14 protein-coding genes are annotated in these 14,441 nt (G+C 66.2%); 5 read left to right on the top strand and 9 right to left on the bottom strand.

Annotated elements, in window-relative coordinates:
* Window positions 1–5 precede the first annotated feature (5 nt).
* Both H597_RS0109640 and H597_RS0109635 read right to left on the bottom strand, forming a co-directional pair.
* The gene (locus tag H597_RS0109640; protein ID WP_028101964.1) at window positions 6–251 is read right to left on the bottom strand and encodes a DUF3297 family protein; all 246 of its coding nucleotides are present in this window, start codon (window positions 249–251) and stop codon (window positions 6–8) included.
* A gap of 36 nt (window positions 252–287) precedes the next feature.
* Window positions 288–1,889 carry an acyl-CoA dehydrogenase family protein gene (locus H597_RS0109635; RefSeq protein WP_028101963.1) on the bottom strand — a complete coding sequence of 534 codons (1,602 nt, stop codon included), beginning with the start codon at window positions 1,887–1,889 and terminating at the stop codon, window positions 288–290.
* 74 nt (window positions 1,890–1,963) lie between these two features.
* On the opposite strand from H597_RS0109635, the gene H597_RS0109630 reads away from it, so the two are divergent.
* Both H597_RS0109630 and H597_RS0109625 read left to right on the top strand, forming a co-directional pair.
* Window positions 1,964–2,620, top strand: a complete 657-nt coding sequence (locus tag H597_RS0109630; RefSeq protein ID WP_051293654.1) for a TetR/AcrR family transcriptional regulator — start codon at window positions 1,964–1,966, stop codon at window positions 2,618–2,620.
* A gap of 10 nt (window positions 2,621–2,630) precedes the next feature.
* A complete protein-coding gene (locus H597_RS0109625) occupies window positions 2,631–3,467 on the top strand; it encodes an alpha/beta hydrolase (protein WP_035373713.1) in 837 nt (278 codons plus the stop codon).
* Here the strand turns inward: H597_RS0109625 and H597_RS0109620 are convergent.
* Window positions 3,451–4,287: an alpha/beta hydrolase gene (locus tag H597_RS0109620; protein ID WP_028101960.1), complete on the bottom strand. Its 837-nt coding sequence runs from the start codon at window positions 4,285–4,287 to the stop codon at window positions 3,451–3,453. The two genes, H597_RS0109625 and H597_RS0109620, sit on opposite strands and share 17 nt — an antisense overlap.
* A gap of 87 nt (window positions 4,288–4,374) precedes the next feature.
* Here H597_RS0109620 and H597_RS0109615 point away from each other — a divergent pair, with 87 nt between their 5' ends.
* Complete coding sequence (locus H597_RS0109615) at window positions 4,375–4,974, top strand: YdeI/OmpD-associated family protein (protein ID WP_028101959.1); 600 nt, start codon at window positions 4,375–4,377, stop codon at window positions 4,972–4,974.
* A gap of 6 nt (window positions 4,975–4,980) precedes the next feature.
* Here H597_RS0109615 and H597_RS0109610 read toward each other — a convergent pair whose 3' ends face one another.
* The 4 genes from H597_RS0109610 to H597_RS0109595 are packed head-to-tail and all read right to left on the bottom strand — an operon-like array spanning window position 4,981 to window position 10,107.
* Window positions 4,981–6,897, bottom strand: a complete 1,917-nt coding sequence (locus H597_RS0109610) for a CocE/NonD family hydrolase (protein ID WP_028101958.1) — start codon at window positions 6,895–6,897, stop codon at window positions 4,981–4,983.
* A gap of 13 nt (window positions 6,898–6,910) precedes the next feature.
* On the bottom strand, window positions 6,911–8,089 hold the full coding sequence (locus tag H597_RS0109605) for a tetratricopeptide repeat protein (protein ID WP_028101957.1): 1,179 nt from the start codon (window positions 8,087–8,089) through the stop codon (window positions 6,911–6,913).
* Window positions 8,090–8,131: 42 nt separating this feature from the next.
* Window positions 8,132–9,235: a hypothetical protein gene (locus H597_RS30330; protein WP_035373711.1), complete on the bottom strand. Its 1,104-nt coding sequence runs from the start codon at window positions 9,233–9,235 to the stop codon at window positions 8,132–8,134.
* Between the two features lie 5 nt (window positions 9,236–9,240).
* On the bottom strand, window positions 9,241–10,107 hold the full coding sequence (locus H597_RS0109595) for an HDOD domain-containing protein (protein WP_028101956.1): 867 nt from the start codon (window positions 10,105–10,107) through the stop codon (window positions 9,241–9,243).
* A gap of 121 nt (window positions 10,108–10,228) precedes the next feature.
* On the opposite strand from H597_RS0109595, the gene H597_RS0109590 reads away from it, so the two are divergent.
* Window positions 10,229–10,798, top strand: a complete 570-nt coding sequence (locus tag H597_RS0109590; protein ID WP_028101955.1) for a DNA-3-methyladenine glycosylase — start codon at window positions 10,229–10,231, stop codon at window positions 10,796–10,798.
* Here the strand turns inward: H597_RS0109590 and H597_RS0109585 are convergent.
* Both H597_RS0109585 and H597_RS0109580 read right to left on the bottom strand, forming a co-directional pair.
* Window positions 10,727–12,421 carry a methyl-accepting chemotaxis protein gene (locus tag H597_RS0109585; protein WP_028101954.1) on the bottom strand — a complete coding sequence of 565 codons (1,695 nt, stop codon included), beginning with the start codon at window positions 12,419–12,421 and terminating at the stop codon, window positions 10,727–10,729. The genes H597_RS0109590 and H597_RS0109585 overlap by 72 nt on opposite strands.
* Window positions 12,422–12,430: 9 nt before the next feature.
* The gene (locus tag H597_RS0109580) at window positions 12,431–12,892 is read right to left on the bottom strand and encodes a cache domain-containing protein (protein WP_028101953.1); all 462 of its coding nucleotides are present in this window, start codon (window positions 12,890–12,892) and stop codon (window positions 12,431–12,433) included.
* Between the two features lie 169 nt (window positions 12,893–13,061).
* Here H597_RS0109580 and H597_RS0109575 point away from each other — a divergent pair, with 169 nt between their 5' ends.
* Window positions 13,062–14,438 carry a KamA family radical SAM protein gene (locus H597_RS0109575; RefSeq protein WP_028101952.1) on the top strand — a complete coding sequence of 459 codons (1,377 nt, stop codon included), beginning with the start codon at window positions 13,062–13,064 and terminating at the stop codon, window positions 14,436–14,438.
* The last annotated feature ends 3 nt before the right edge of the window (window positions 14,439–14,441 follow it).

Below are 14,441 nucleotides of genomic sequence, written 5' to 3'. Positions count from 1 at the left end.
AGCGATCAGCGGTAGAAGGCGTCTACCTTGCCTTTCAGCTTGATCAGCATCGGCTGGCCGCGGCGGTCTTTGGCCGTGGCGTGCTGGACCTTGATCCAGCCTTCGCTGACGCAGTATTCCTCAACGTCAAAGCGCTCTTTGTCGTTGAATTTGATGCCAATCTCGTGCTCGAACACGGCAGCTACGTGGTGCGGGCTGCGCGGGTCGATCGACAGATGGTCCGGGAGTTCTGGGCGGGTAGTATCGTTCATGGGGCAAGATTATACCGGAAGCCCGGCCACGTTCCGCTAAACCGGCCATGCGCGGTCGATGATGTCCGTAAGGCCGGTGCCCGCGGGAAGGCTGCCGAAGATGCGGCCATGGGCGGCGTCGAAACGGCTGGCGATAAAGGCGTCGGCTACCGCGGCCGGGGAGCGCTCGCGCAGCAGGCGCGCCTGGATCAGCAGCACCAGCGCCTGGGCGCTGCGGCGGGCCACGGCTTCCTGCGGGGCGGCCGCGCCATCGAGCAGGGCGTCGAGCACGGCAAGCTGCGGCGCCAGCACGGCGTCACCGGCGCAGCCTTGGCGCAGGTCGTCGCGCAAGGCCGCCATCGCTTCCGGTTCGCGGGCGATGGCGCGCAGCAGGTCGAGCGCCATCACGTTGCCCGAGCCTTCCCAGATCGACAGCACCGGCGTTTCCCGGTACAGGCGTCCCATCGGGCCTTCGTCCATATAGCCGTTGCCGCCGAACACTTCCATCGCTTCGGCCGACAGCTCGATCGAGCGCTTGGTGGTCCACAATTTACCGGCCGGCGTGACGATGCGCTGGTAAGCCCGTTCCAGCGGGCTGTGGCCCTGCTCGAAAGCCTCGGTCATGCGCATCATCAGCTGGGTGGCCGCCTCGCTTTCCAGCGCCATATCGGCCAGCACGTTCTGCATCAGGGGCTGGTCGGCCAGGCGCCTGCCGAAGGCGTGTCGCTGACGGGCATGCTGGATCGCCTGCACCACGCATTGGCGCATCAGGCTGGCCGCCCCCATCACGCAATTGAGCCGCGTGATATTGGCCATCTCGATAATGGTCGGAATGCCCCGCCCCTCCTTGCCGACCATGCGGCCCCAGGCGCCATGGAACTCGACTTCGCTGCTGGCGTTGGAGCGGTTGCCGACTTTGTCCTTCAGGCGCTGGATCTGCACCGCGTTCTTGCTGCCATCCGGGCGGTAGCGCGGCACGAAGAAGCAGGACAGGCCCCCATCGGTGCGCGCCAGCACCAGGTGGGCATCGCACATCGGCGCGGAGAAGAACCATTTGTGCCCGGTCAACTGGTAGCCGTCCGCCACCGGTTCGGCGCGCGTGGTATTGGTGCGCAGGTCGGAGCCGCCCTGTTTTTCGGTCATGCCCATGCCGACCAGGATGGAGTCTTTTTGCTCCAGCGGAATGTCGCGCGGATCGTAGGTGCGCGAGAACAGCTTGGGCGCCAGCGCCTCGAACAATTCCGGATCCTGCCGCAACACGGGCACGCAGGCCAGCGTCATCGAATGCGGGCACTGGCTGCCGGACTCGATCTGGTGCGCCATGGAGAAGGCCGCGGCATAGGCGGACCAGGCGCCGGGGCGCGTGTCGGAGAAGGGCTGGGTGATCATGCCCTGCTCGCGCGCCAGGCGCATCATGCCGTGCCAGGACGGATGGAATTCCACGCGGTCGATACGGCGGCCCTGGCGGTCGAAGGTGTGCAGTTCGGGTTTGAAGTGGTTGGCTTCTTCCGCCATGCGCATGACCGCCTCGCTGCCGAGCAGGGCGCCGAAGGTCTCCAGCTCTTCATCGTGGGCGCCGGCGCGGCGGATGCCTTCCCGCAGGGCGAGGTCGGTGGTGTACAGGTTATAGCCGGTTAATTCACGGGTCAGGTTGTCCATCGCGCTGCAGCTCCTTGATTAATGTGCAAGAAAGTGTAATGCTCGCCGCTTTCCCCGGTGTTCGGATTTTGACCATGCAGGCACCCCTTCCCGCCGCAGCCAAGCGGCGAAAACCGACACAGTCGCGCGCCCGCGCCACGGCGCAGGCGATCGAGCAGGCTTTCGTCCAGCTGCTGGTCGAGAAGGGCTACGCGCAGGTGGCGATCCGCCAGGTGCTGGCGCTGGCCGGCGTCGGTGCGGGCAGCTTCTATGAATACTTCGCCAGCAAGGAGGCACTGGCTGCGGTCTGCATCCGCCAGCGGGTGCGGGCGATTGCAGAAGCGTTGGCGGTGGCGGTGCGGGATGCCGCCACCTTGCCGCTGCCGGAACGCGTCGATGCGCTGCTGGATACCCAGTTGCGCGCACCGCTGGCGGAACCCGAACAGTGGGCGGCCCTGTTCCATCTGGAGCGCCAGGTTTCGCGGCCGCAGGCGTTTCGCGAGCTTTATCGGGAGTTCGTTGCGCTGTGGGAGACAGGGCTGGGCGCCGGGCCGGATTGGCCGGAAGCAGCCGCACTGGCCGACGCGGCGTTTGCCGCGCATGCGATTGCCTACAGCCTGGTGTCGCAAACGCTGATGGCGCGCAGCGAGCATCCGGATGCCGTGGCGCTGCGTGCGCTGGTGCGGCAGGCGGTGCATGGCTATCTTTCCGTTGTGGCGCCGCGTGCCTATCGCGGCTGCCTGGACTTTTAAGGAGACGAGCATGGCAAGCAGGAGGCAGGTACTGGGCCTGGCAGCAGGGGCACTGGTGGCCGCCGCGGCCCGCGCGGCTGAGCCGGCGGCGTCGCCCCCGGGGCCGCTGGCGATCGGCGAAACCTTCACCATGGAATCGAAGATCCTGGGCGAGACCCGCCGCATCAACATCTATGCCGCGCGGGCCTGGGACGTCAAGCCCGACGCGCCGCTGCCGGTGCTTTTCATGCTGGACGGCGGCGTGGCGGAAGACTTTGTCCACACGGCGGGCCTGCTGCAGGTTTCGGTCGCCAGCCTGGCCATGCGTTCCTTTATGCTGGTGGGGATCGAGAACACGCAGCGGCGCCGCGACATGACCTCGCCGACCGCGAATGCCGAGGACCGGAAGATCGCGCCGGTGGTCGGCGGCTCGGCCGCATTCCGCCGCTTCATCCGTGAGGAGCTGATGCCGCTGGTGACAGCACGCTACCACACCACCGGCGAGACCGCCCTGATCGGCGAATCGCTGGCCGGCATGTTCGTGCTGGAGACTTTCCTGCAGGCGCCGGAAATGTTCGATACCTACATCGCCATCGATCCCACGCTGTGGTGGAACGACCGCGAAATCCTGAAAACGGCGGCAGGCACGCTGCGTACCCGCAAGCGCCTCGACAAGACGCTGTTCATCGCCACCAGCGGCGAGCCTGGCCAGCCGGAACTGGCCAGGCAGCTGGAAGGCGCACTATCGGGCGCGCCGGTGGCAGGCTTGCGCTGGCAGATGCTGCCGATGCTCGATGAAACGCATATGACGATCGGCCACCCGGCGGCCATGCGTGCATTCCGCGCCGTGTTCAAGCCGGCTGCGTGAACTGCGCCTGCAGGAAGCTGGCGATCTTCTGCTGCGTGGCCGGCAGGTAGGGGATGTTCAGGTGGTCCGAGTCGGGAATGGTCTCGTCGTGGTGCAGGCAGGCCAGCTTGCTGACCAGTTCATTGGTATGCGAGTGCGGCACGATATCGTCGCTGGCGGCGCGCAGCACATAAGTCGGTGCGGCCAGCTGCGTGGCATGCTTGACCGATTCGAAGCGGTGCTGCAGCAGCATCGACACCGGCAGGGCGGGGAATTTGCGCTGCGCCAGCGCCAGGATGGAATCGTAAGGCGTGATCAGCACCGTGGCCTGCACCCGGCGCTGCAGCGCGGCCTGCACCGCCACGCCGGAGCCCAGGCTGCGTCCGACCACCGCGATGCGGGTCGGGTCGACCTTGTGGTGCTTGCACAGCCAGTCCAGCTGCATGCAGGCGTCGGCGACCAGTAAGTGCTCGCCTGGCTCGCCGTGCGAATCGCCGTAGCCGCGGTAATTCATGGTCAGCACCGTCATGCCGGGGAACAGGTTGCCGGCGTCGCGCACCAGCCAGGACACTTCTTCCGAACGCCCGCCGAAATACACCACGGCAGGGCGCACGCCCGGTTCGCGCGGCGTCATCAGCCAGCCCGCCAGGCGCGTGCCGTCGGCGCCGCGCAGCACGATGGCGCGCGTGCGGTGGCCGCTGCTGCGCGGACTTTGCACCTCGCGCTTGACGGTGGGATTGAACAGCAGCTTGCGCTGGCCGGCCATGAGTAGGGCCGTCATTCCGGCCCAGACAAAGCCCACGGCGCCGGCGGCGGCCGCCATTTTGCGTGAATTGCTCATGAGGTTTAGTATGCTCCTAATGCTGAGCAAACTGCGTTAAGCAACGCACCGATGTCAGATTGCGGCAACACAGTTGAAAGGATATCCATGCCCACCACCGATCCGCGCGTCGACGCCTACATCGCCAAGTCGGCCGACTTCGCCCAGCCCATCCTGAACCATCTGCGCGAAGTGATCCACGCCGCCTGCCCGGAGGTGAAGGAAACCATCAAGTGGAGCATGCCGAACTTCGACTATCACGGCATCATGTGCAATTTCGCCGCTTTCAAGCAGCATTGCGCATTCGGTTTCTGGAAGGCGGAATTGCTGCTGGCGGCGGAAGACGACAAGGGCAAGGAGGCCATGGGCCAGTTCGGCCGCATCACCTCGATCAAGGATTTGCCGCCGAAGAAAGTGCTGACGGCCTACGTCAGGAAGGCCATGAAGCTGAATGAAGCGGGCGTGAAGGTGGCGCGGCCCAAGACGGCGCCGCGCGAACTGCTGGTGCCGGATTACTTCATCGCGGCGCTGGAAGCCAATCCTGCCGCCTATGACGTGTTCAAGGAATTCTCAGCCAGCGCCAAGCGCGATTACTGCGATTGGCTGACCGAGGCCAAGACCGCGGCCACGCGCGACAAGCGCATGGCCCAGGCGGTCGAATGGATTGCCGAAGGCAAGAAGCGGAACTGGAAATACGAGAACTGCTAAGCCGCCTTAAGGCATCACCATCAGCTGCAGGCCCGATGCCGTGCCCGGCGCATGGTAGACGCGTTGGGTGGCCTTCACGAAATCTTCCGGCTTGGCGGCGGGGATGTTGGTGAAGGTTTGCGGGTTGAGGTCGACCAGCGGGAACCAAGAACTTTGCACCTGCACCATGATGCGGTGGCCGCGGCGGAAGGTATGCTGCACGTCGCCCAGCTGGTAGCTGAGCGGCTCAACCTTGCCCGGTACGAAGGGCTCCGGCTTCTCGAAGGAGTGGCGGAACTTGCCGCGCAGGGGATTGCCGCGCACCAGCTGCTGGTAGCCGCCCATCTTCAGCGAAGGCGGCGGTGTGTCGGACTGCTTGCCTTCCTCCTTGTCCTGCGGGTAGTCCTGCGGATAGACGTCGATCAGCTTGACCACGAAGTCGCTGTCGGTGCCGGTGGTGGAGACGAACAGCTTGGGCGTCACCGGACCGGCGATGGTCACATCCTCCTCCAGCACGTCGCTCTGATAGGTCAGCACGTCCGGCCGCGAGGCGGCGAAGCGCTGGTCGGACACCATGTATTCGCGCGGCACGCCGGTGGCCGGGTAGCCGATATAGGGCACCGGCTTGCGCGGATCGCTGACGTACTCGTCGAAGGCGTCCGCGGCGGCGGGCTGCTGCCACACCAGAGTGCCGTTCGGGCCCAGGTACAGCATTTTCGCCCGGGCCTGCTGCGGCGGCCAGGCGCTGTACTGGCGCCAGACGTTGGTGCCGGTTTCGAAGGTGTTGACGGCGGCGATCGGCTGCGCCGGCTTCACCCCTTTCAGCTGTTCCTCGAAGAAGGGGAACAGCAGCTTCTTGTTGAAGTATTCGCTGGTCTTGCTGTCGAATTTCACATGGCCCAGGCGTTTGCCCTCGCCGCCGGCCCAGCCGCCGTGCACCCAGGGCCCGACCACCAGACCGTTGAAGATGCCCGGGTTCTGGCTGCCGATCGCCTTGTAGACGGTGAACGGGCCTTGCGGGTCTTCCGAATCGAACCAGCCGCCCACGGTCAGCACCGCCGCCTTGATGCCCTTCAGGTGCGGCGCGATATTGCGCGACTTCCAGAATTCGTCGTAGGTGTCGTGCTCGATGGTCGGTTTCAGGTAGGCCAGCTGCTTGGGCTCCATGGCCGACAGGATGTTGGGCAGGGTCAGGCCTTTCAGGAAGTAGTCGTAGCCGCTGGTCATGCCGTAGTCGAATTCGCTCCAGGTCTTCGGCAGCGGGGACGGGTTCTTTTCCTCGGTGAAGGCGGCGTAGAAGTCGAAATTGGCCGCCAGCATGAAGGCGCCGCCGTGGTAGGAGTCGTCGCCCATGAACAGGTCGGTCACCGGCGCCTGCGGCGAGGCGGCCTTGATGGCCGGATGCGAATCGATGATGCTGGCCGAGGTGTAGAAGCCGGGATAGCTGATGCCGTAGATGCCGGCCTTGCCGTTATTGTTGGCCACATGCTTGAGCAGCCAGTCGACGGTGTCGTGCATGTCCTGGCTCTCGTTGCCTTCGCCCGCTTCGCGTTTGGCTTTGGCATGCGGCGTCATTTCCTGCCACTTGCCTTCGGACATATAGCGGCCGCGCACATCCTGCTTGACGAAGATGTAGCCGGCCTCGCTGAAGTCGGCCGAAGGACCCAGGCGGCGCGGGTAGAAGTCCACCCCGTACTGCAGCTGCTCGTCAACGTTCACGCCCGCGCTGTAAGGCGTGCGTTCGATCAGGAAGGGATAGGTCTTGCTGGCGTCTTTCGGCACGTAGACGGCCGTGAACAGGCGTACGCCGTCGCGCATCGGGATGCGGAATTCGTACTTGGTATAGGAGGCGCGCAGGTCGGGTTTTTCGTCCGGCGCCGCCTGGGCGGCGCCGGCGAAGGCCAGTGCAAGGGAGAGGGCGAGGGGGCTCAGTTGTTTCAGCATGGATCCTGGTTATTTAGATTTGTCCCGGTCGAAGACGGGCTCGCGTTTCGTAGAGACGCAGACTGGCCAGCTTGCTGGCATAGATGGCGCTGTCGCTGCGCGTGGTGCTGTTGACCAGCGCCAGGCCCATATGCTTGTCGGCCTCTTTCAGGTCGCCCAGCGCAAAGGCGGCTTTGGCCAGCCAGAAGTGGAACTCGTGATAGTAAGGCGCCCGCTGCACTTCGCGCACGAACATCGAGCGCGCCTTGCGGTAATCGCCTTCCTCCATGGCCTTTTGGCCCAGGTGGAAGAAATGGAACGGCGGATTGGGTTCAAGGCGTCCCAGCTCGGACTTGAATTTCGCCGCCTCCTCCGTCCGGCCCATGGCGGTGGCCAGTTCGGACAGGTTGAACAGGATCACCGTATTGAGTGGATCGTGCTCATGGGCAAAGCGCAGCGTCTGGTCGGCCAGCCGCATATCGCCGTGGCGCTGGTAGACCGTGGCCAGGGTATTGTAGGCCAGCAGGTAGCCGGGGTCATTTTCGACCGCGGCGCGCGCCCACCAGTAGGCGTCATCCAGCTTGCCCGCAACCATGGTCTCCGCCGCCCGGTTATTCATGTACATGGCGATGATGCGGCGCTCCGAGATGACTTCGGTCGGCATTTTGTCGGCATCAGGCGGCGGCAGGAAGTCGATGGTCACCGCCTGCGAACTGTCGTAGATGTTGAACGCATCGAAGTTGCGCTTGCCCAGCACCAGGTTGACATGGCCGCTGCTGAAATACAGCGAGCCGGCGCGGCTCCAGGTGTCTTCGCTGGTGATGCGCTGGAACTGGACCTCGAGTCCCAGCTCGCGCGCGAAGGCTGCCGTCATGATGACCAGGGACAGGCAGTTGCCCGAGCGCGCGTCGAACGCCTGGGCGGCCGTGCGCGTCATTTCGGAATCATAGTCAAGACGCAGCTGGTCGCGTTCGTACAGCGCGTCGAACAGCGCCTGGTGCTTCGGCTTGGCGTGGTCGATCAGCCGGATCTTGGCGGCATACGCCTTCATTTCCGGCGTCAGCGCGAAAATCTGCTCCGGCGTGACCATGGCTGCCGGTTTAACGAACGCGGCATCGTTGAACAGTACCCGTTCCGGAACGGTGACCGCCGTCGGCGCGGCGGCGCAGCCGGACAGCAGCGTCGCAAAAATCAATGTTGTCAGTAGTTTCATGGCGGCGTCTCCTCCCCCTTATGAAACTAGTATGTGCGCGTCTCAGGGGGCTGTCAATTCGATGGCGATATCCGCAATCCCGAGGGTCGCCAGGGCATCGCGCAGGTCCTCGATTTCCGCTTCCACGTCGTCGCCGACATCCAGCCGGCGGTCGGCGTGGGCCAGCTCGTCGGCGGCGCCGAACAGCTGCACCCCGAGGGCTGCATCCTCGTCGGTTTCCACCAGGGTGATGACGGCGCGGGCGGCGCCGTGGGCTGCCAGCGCCGCGCCGAATTCGGCCATCATGGCCAGCATCCAGAGTTCGGCCCGGCTTTGCTGCAGCGCGCCATGGAACAGGTCCTGGTACTGGAAGTTCAGCTGCAGCGTGGTGCCCTTGCTGGCCAGGCAGCGCTGCACCAGCGGCGCTGCCGAGACGGTCCACTGCTGGTAGCGTTGCAGGCGCGCCTCGAACCAGGCGTCCTGCTTCTTGCCGGCCGGCGGCACGGCGTAGAACGGGTCGTCGGCGCGCTTCAGGGCGAAGCCGAGCAGGAAGCGCAGCTCGACCGCTTCATCGCCGGCGCCGAAGGCGGACGGCTGCCAGCCGGCGATGCTGCGCAGCAGGGCCGGGGCGTCCGCCACTTTCTTCTCCAGCAGGGCCGCCGCCGCTTCATGCACCATGGCGTTCAGCTGGCTGTAGCCGATGCCCTCCATCTCGGCCAGGTCGTAGGCGTGCTGCACCAGCACCACCTTGGCCTGCGGGCCTTCCAGGCCGGCGCCGGTGAAACTGTCGAGCAGCGCGGCATATGCCGCTTCATCCTGGAAGCCTTCCGCTTCGCGCAGGCCGCCCTGGCTGTGCACGAAGAGGGGAATGGCGAAGGCATTGATTTCCAGCTCGGCGCCGTCGCCTTTGCGCAGCAGCACCGTGCCGGCATCTTCCTCGACGGCCTCCTTCAGCAGGCGGTAGGCGTCGACGTCTTCGCCGCGCGCCAGCTCGATGGCGCCGGCCAGCACGGCGTCCTTGCCCTGGCGCAGGCAGCGCCGCACGGCATGGCGCAGCTCGTCGTCCTGCGCCAGCGCGAGGCTGCACAGTTCCTGGCTCAGGGATTCCGTTTTATCGACAGTGGGGGAGGGGCGTGGTGCTGGGCGCTTGTTCTTCGTCTTTTGCATGCGGCTCAAGGTTCAATATGGAAGGTTTCGTGTAGTTCGTCCAGCAGGTCGGCGCCTTCGTCCTCGTTCAGGCCGAGGTGGCGGCAGGCGGCCGCGCCGCCTTTTTCCCACTCCAGCGAGGCGCTGTTGCCGTGGTAGCGCTGGATGGCGCGTTCTGCCAGTACCGCGCCGGCCACCAGCGAGCGGATCGCATCGTCGGTGGCGTCGTCGCACAGCACTTCGTAGTCATGGTGGTGCAGGATGGCCCAGGACACGTCCGGCGACAGGCCCCAGTTGCGCGCCAGCAGGCAGCCGATGGCGGCGTGGTTGGTGCTGTGGCGGGCGTCCTCGATGTCGGTGAATTTGCGCTCGGCGGTGCCGTTGCACAGTTCCAGGGTCTGGCCGTAGTTGTCGAAGCGCGCCATCAGGATCGGGATGCCGATGTCGCAGAACAGGCCGAAGGTATGGGCGATGTCCGGCGGCGCCAGGCGCAGCTTGCGCGCAATGAAGACCATGGCCTGGGCGCGGCAGGACGACACTTCCCAGAACTGGTTCAGGGCCGGCTGGTTGCCGCCCACCGCTTCGCGCGCCAGGATGCCGGTCAGCATGGCGGCGCACTGGTTGATGCCGAGGAAATTGATGGCCTGTTCGACCGACTTGGCCTTGCGCGCCGCGCCGTAGAACGGCGAATTGGCCAGTTTCAGCAGGGCGCCCGACATGCCCACGTCGTGGCCGATGATGCGCGCGATGGCGCGCGGCGACGGGTCGGTGTGCGCCAGTTCACGCTGCAGGTCGACCAGCAGGCTGGGACGCGGCGGGATGCGGATGGAGCGCAACAGCGCATCTTCTGCGGTCGAATTGTGGTCCGGGAGCCGGACTGCGGCTGTTGTCATTTTGCTTCGGGCTTGTTCTGCTGAGCGGGCCCCGCCATTATCGCCTGTTTTTTGCCTCCTTCCCGGGACGCGACCGGGTTTTTTTTCGTGCCGAAATGCCAGCATTGCTACAATCGATAGCATGGTTTCCCCTCTTCTGGCCGGCATCGATTTCAGCGCCCCCGCGCCCCAGGTGGCCCGCCGCCTGATCGGGGTGACGGTGCTCGTCAATGGCGTGGGGGGCCGCATTGTCGAGGTCGAGGCGTACGACCGCGAGGATCCTGCCTCGCATAGCTTTTCTGGCAAGACCGCGCGCAATGCCGCCATGTTCGGGCCGCCCGCCCATGCCTATATCTACCTGTCGCACGGCATCCACTGGTGCATGAACTTCGTCTGCCGGGAGGAGGGGCATGGGGCCGGGGTGCTGATCCGCGCCATCGAGCCGCTGAAGGGCATCGCGCAGATGCAGGCGCGGCGCGGCATGGACGATGTGCGGCGGTTGTGTTCCGGCCCCGGGCGCCTGGCCCAGGCCCTGGGCGTGACGCGCGAGTACAACGCCATGCCGCTCGGCGCGGCGCCCTTCGAGCTGCTGCCGCGCCAGGGGCGGGTGCAGGTCGCGGTGGGGCCGCGCATCGGCATTTCAAAGGCGGTGGATGTGCCGTGGCGCTTCGGCCTGGCCGGCTCGCCGTTTGTCAGCCGCCCATTCCGCTAGGCCCTGCGGCTCGCGCATCGGGCTGTCCGGCGCACGCCGTTCGCTGGCCGCAAGCGGCGCGCATCCGGCCCCGCCGTCGTCGCCGAGATCGAAGACCGCCACCGCCTGCGCCAGCCCGGACGCCTGTTCCCGCAGACTGGCCGCCGCCGCGGCCGCCTGCTCGACCAGGGCCGCATTCTGCTGGGTGACATCGTCGATCTGCCCCACCGCCTGGTTCACCTCCGTGATGCCGCGCGCCTGCTCGGCGCTGGCCTCGCTGATGCGCTCGATGATGCTGCCCACCTGCCGCACCGCGGCCACGATAGCGCCCATGCTGCCGCCGGCCTCGCCCACCGATGCCGCGCCGCGGTCGATGGTGGCCACGGACGCGTTGATGAGCGCCTTGATCTCATGCGCCGCGGTCGCGCTGCGCTGCGCCAGCGTGCGCACCTCGGCCGCCACCACGGCAAAGCCGCGCCCCTGCTCGCCGGCGCGCGCCGCCTCCACCGCCGCATTCAAGGCCAGGATATTGGTCTGGAAGGCGATGCCGTCGATCACGCCGATGATTTCGACGATCTTGCGCGAGGAGGCGCGGATCGCCTCCATGGTCTGCACCGCAGCGGACACCGCGGCGCCGCCGCGCGCCGCCAGGTCGTTGGCGTTGGCCGCCAGCTGGCAGGCCGCGTGCGCATGGGCGGCATTGCTGCGCACCGCGGCGGCCAGGCTGTCGACCGCGCTCGCCGTTTCCTCCAGCGAGCCGGCCTGCAGCTCGGTGCGCGAGGAGAGGTCCATATTCCCGCTCGCGATTTCGCGCGCGGCCAGGTCGATCTGCTGCACCGCGCCACGGATCGACAGGATGGTGCCGTTCAGCTGGGCCACGCCGCCTTGCAGCGCGCGCGCCGTATCGGCGACCTCGTCGCGCCCGCGCACCGGCGGGCGCGGCGCCAGCTGTCCGGCAGCCAGGCTGCGCACGCCGTCGGCGATCGCCTGGATATCGCGCAGCAGCGCGCGCCGCACCAGCATCGACACCGCCAGCGACAGCGCCACCGACAGCAGCAGCAAGCCTGCCATGGTCATGCCCAGCAGGCGGAATTCCTGCCGCGCGCCGCCGTACGCGGCCTCGCACAGGGCTTTTTCCAGCGCCGCCAGCTGCTGCAGCTGGGCGTCCAGCGCCGCGAACTGGTGCTCGGCCTTGGCCATGGCATTGGTGGCGATCGACTGGTCCACCTGCGCCAGTTCGAGGGTCTCCTGCACGGCCTTGCGGTAGGCGGCCAGGGCCTGCTGCGAACCGGCCAGCAGGCCGTGCTCGTCGGCCACGGCGGCGCCGGCCAGCTGTTGCAACTGCGCGTCGACGGCGCCATGCCGGCTGCGGAGCTGCGCCGTCAGCGCGTCGAGCCGGGCCTGCGCGAAGCTGCCGTTGATCCAGGCCAGCAGCTGGTAGATATTCGCATGCGCCATGCGCGCTTCGCCCGCCACATCGGCCACGGCTTGCAGCCGGGCCGCGCGCAGCTGCACCAGGTTTTCCATCGACGCGTTCTGCCGCACCATGCCGAACCAGGCGCATGCCGCTGTCGCCAGCAGCAGCGCCAGTACCACGCCCGGCGCCAGCAGCAGCTTCGGTCCAATCCGCAGTCGGCTCAGCATGGCGGCCTCCTACTTCTTGTAGATGCCGGCTTCCAGCACCGCGTCGCCGACGCGCTGGATGTAGGTGGTCTTCGGCTCGATCTTGCCGGTGGTGGGATTCTTGTACATGTAGTCGACCCAGCCCTTGCCCTTTTTGGCGGCCAGTTCGATGATTTCGCGCCGGTATTTCTTGCCGCTGGCATCCGGCACGTCGGTCAGGTCCTTGCCGACGATGGTGGGGTTGATCGGGTGGGCCAGCACCACGCCGCTCTGCAGGTCGCGGATATCGACGTACAGGGCACCCTGGATGAATTCGGGATCCTTGGCGCTGACCTTCTCGATGAATTTATCCTTGCCGTGCTGCTTGATGAACGCGACGCCTTTTTCCACCATGGCGATGGCATCCTTTTCGGTCGGCTCATTGGCCCTGGCGCTGGCCGCCGCCAGGACCAGGAGGGACAGGAATGCGGATGCGGAAAGGATGCGTTTCATGCCGGGCTCCTTGGAGGGTGAGAAGCCCAACTGTACGTCGGCACACCGGCGCGGGAGTTGCGCAAACGCAAGCTCGCAGGATCTTTCCGGCTAAGCATTGAGGTAGGGCAATAGGCGCTTTCTTAAGCGGGCCATCATGAAGTCCTAGCCCACCCACCTGGAGTACGCCATGACCGCCGATGCCCTGCAAAAGTTCAAGCCATACACCCGCCAAACCATCCGCCAGGCGCCGCAGTGGGAACGGCTGACGCCCGAGCAGCAGGAGGCGGTGCAGGTCATTTCGCATGTGCTGCCGTTCCGCACCAACCAGTATGTGCTGGAGCAGCTGATCGACTGGGACAAGATTCCCGACGATCCGATCTACCGCCTGGTGTTCCCGCACCGCGACATGCTGCCCGCGCACGAGTACTGGCAGCTGCGCGACCTGGTGCTGGTGAAGCAGGACGACGCGGCGGCGCAACAGCTGGTGCGGCAGATCCGCCTGCGCATGAATCCCCATCCGGCCGGGCAGATGACGCACAATGTGCCGCGCGTGAACGATGCGCCCCTGCGCGGCCTGCAGCACAAATACAAGGAGACGGTGCTGTTCTTTCCCAGCGCGGGCCAGACCTGCCACGCCTACTGCACGTTCTGCTTCCGCTGGCCGCAGTTCGTCGGCATGGACGACATGAAGTTCGACGCCCGCGAAACGACCGAGCTGGTGGAATACCTGAAAAACCACAAGGACGTGACGGACGTGCTGATCACCGGCGGCGATCCGATGATCATGAATACCCGTTCGATGGAGGAGATCATCGCGCCCTTGCTGGGGCCGGGCCTGGAGCATATCCAGAATATCCGCGTCGGCACCAAATCGGTGGCCTACTGGCCGCAGCGCTTCGTCGGCGACCGCGATGCGGACGACTTGCTGCGCCTGTTCGAGCGCGTGGTCGCATCGGGCAAGAATATGGCGATCATGGGGCATTACAACCATGCGGTGGAGCTGCGGCAGGAGGTGGCGCAGCAGGCGGTCAAGCGCATTGTCGGTACCGGCGCAACCTTGCGCATGCAGGGCCCCCTGATCCGGCACATCAATGAGGACCCGGCCAGCTGGGCGGAGCTGTGGCGCACCGGCGTGCGGCTGGGGGCGATTCCGTACTATATGTTCGTGGAGCGCGATACCGGGCCGCGCGAGTATTTCCAGCTGCCGCTGGCGCGCGCGCACGAGGTGTTCCAGCAGGCCTACCAGATGGTGTCGGGCCTGGCGCGCACGGTGCGGGGCCCTTCCATGAGCGCTTTTCCGGGCAAGGTGGTGATCGACGGCGTGGTGCAGATCGGCGGCGAGAAGGTATTCGCGCTGCAGTTCCTGCAGGCGCGCAACGCGGACTGGGTGCGCAAGCCGTTCTATGCGAAGTACGACCCCACGGCGACCTGGTTCGACCAGCTGCGTCCGGCCTTCGGGCGCGACAAGTTCTTCTTCGAAGAGGGCGAGCCCGGGGCGGGCCACATGCCGGGCGCCGCGACGGTGCCGGTGCTGCCGCGCCGGGTCATCCCGCTGGTTGCCTAGGCC

Source organism: Pseudoduganella violaceinigra DSM 15887, from assembly GCF_000425385.1.
Taxonomy (GTDB): domain Bacteria; phylum Pseudomonadota; class Gammaproteobacteria; order Burkholderiales; family Burkholderiaceae_D; genus Rugamonas; species Rugamonas violaceinigra.
Note: the sequence above shows the minus strand (reverse complement) of the source record. Positions and strands in the feature narration are given on the sequence as shown.

Bases quoted from the DNA above. Each gene is read 5' to 3' on its own strand.
- H597_RS0109640 (WP_028101964.1), bottom strand. From the start codon at position 251: ATGAACGATACTACCCGCCCAGAACTCCCGGACCATCTGTCGATCGAC.
- H597_RS0109635 (WP_028101963.1), bottom strand. From the start codon at position 1,889: ATGGACAACCTGACCCGTGAATTAACCGGCTATAACCTGTACACCACC.
- H597_RS0109630 (WP_051293654.1), top strand. From the start codon at position 1,964: ATGCAGGCACCCCTTCCCGCCGCAGCCAAGCGGCGAAAACCGACACAG.
- H597_RS0109625 (WP_035373713.1), top strand. From the start codon at position 2,631: ATGGCAAGCAGGAGGCAGGTACTGGGCCTGGCAGCAGGGGCACTGGTG.
- H597_RS0109620 (WP_028101960.1), bottom strand. From the start codon at position 4,287: ATGAGCAATTCACGCAAAATGGCGGCCGCCGCCGGCGCCGTGGGCTTT.
- H597_RS0109615 (WP_028101959.1), top strand. From the start codon at position 4,375: ATGCCCACCACCGATCCGCGCGTCGACGCCTACATCGCCAAGTCGGCC.
- H597_RS0109610 (WP_028101958.1), bottom strand. From the start codon at position 6,897: ATGCTGAAACAACTGAGCCCCCTCGCCCTCTCCCTTGCACTGGCCTTC.
- H597_RS0109605 (WP_028101957.1), bottom strand. From the start codon at position 8,089: ATGAAACTACTGACAACATTGATTTTTGCGACGCTGCTGTCCGGCTGC.
- H597_RS30330 (WP_035373711.1), bottom strand. From the start codon at position 9,235: ATGCAAAAGACGAAGAACAAGCGCCCAGCACCACGCCCCTCCCCCACT.
- H597_RS0109595 (WP_028101956.1), bottom strand. From the start codon at position 10,107: ATGACAACAGCCGCAGTCCGGCTCCCGGACCACAATTCGACCGCAGAA.
- H597_RS0109590 (WP_028101955.1), top strand. From the start codon at position 10,229: ATGGTTTCCCCTCTTCTGGCCGGCATCGATTTCAGCGCCCCCGCGCCC.
- H597_RS0109585 (WP_028101954.1), bottom strand. From the start codon at position 12,421: ATGCTGAGCCGACTGCGGATTGGACCGAAGCTGCTGCTGGCGCCGGGC.
- H597_RS0109580 (WP_028101953.1), bottom strand. From the start codon at position 12,892: ATGAAACGCATCCTTTCCGCATCCGCATTCCTGTCCCTCCTGGTCCTG.
- H597_RS0109575 (WP_028101952.1), top strand. From the start codon at position 13,062: ATGACCGCCGATGCCCTGCAAAAGTTCAAGCCATACACCCGCCAAACC.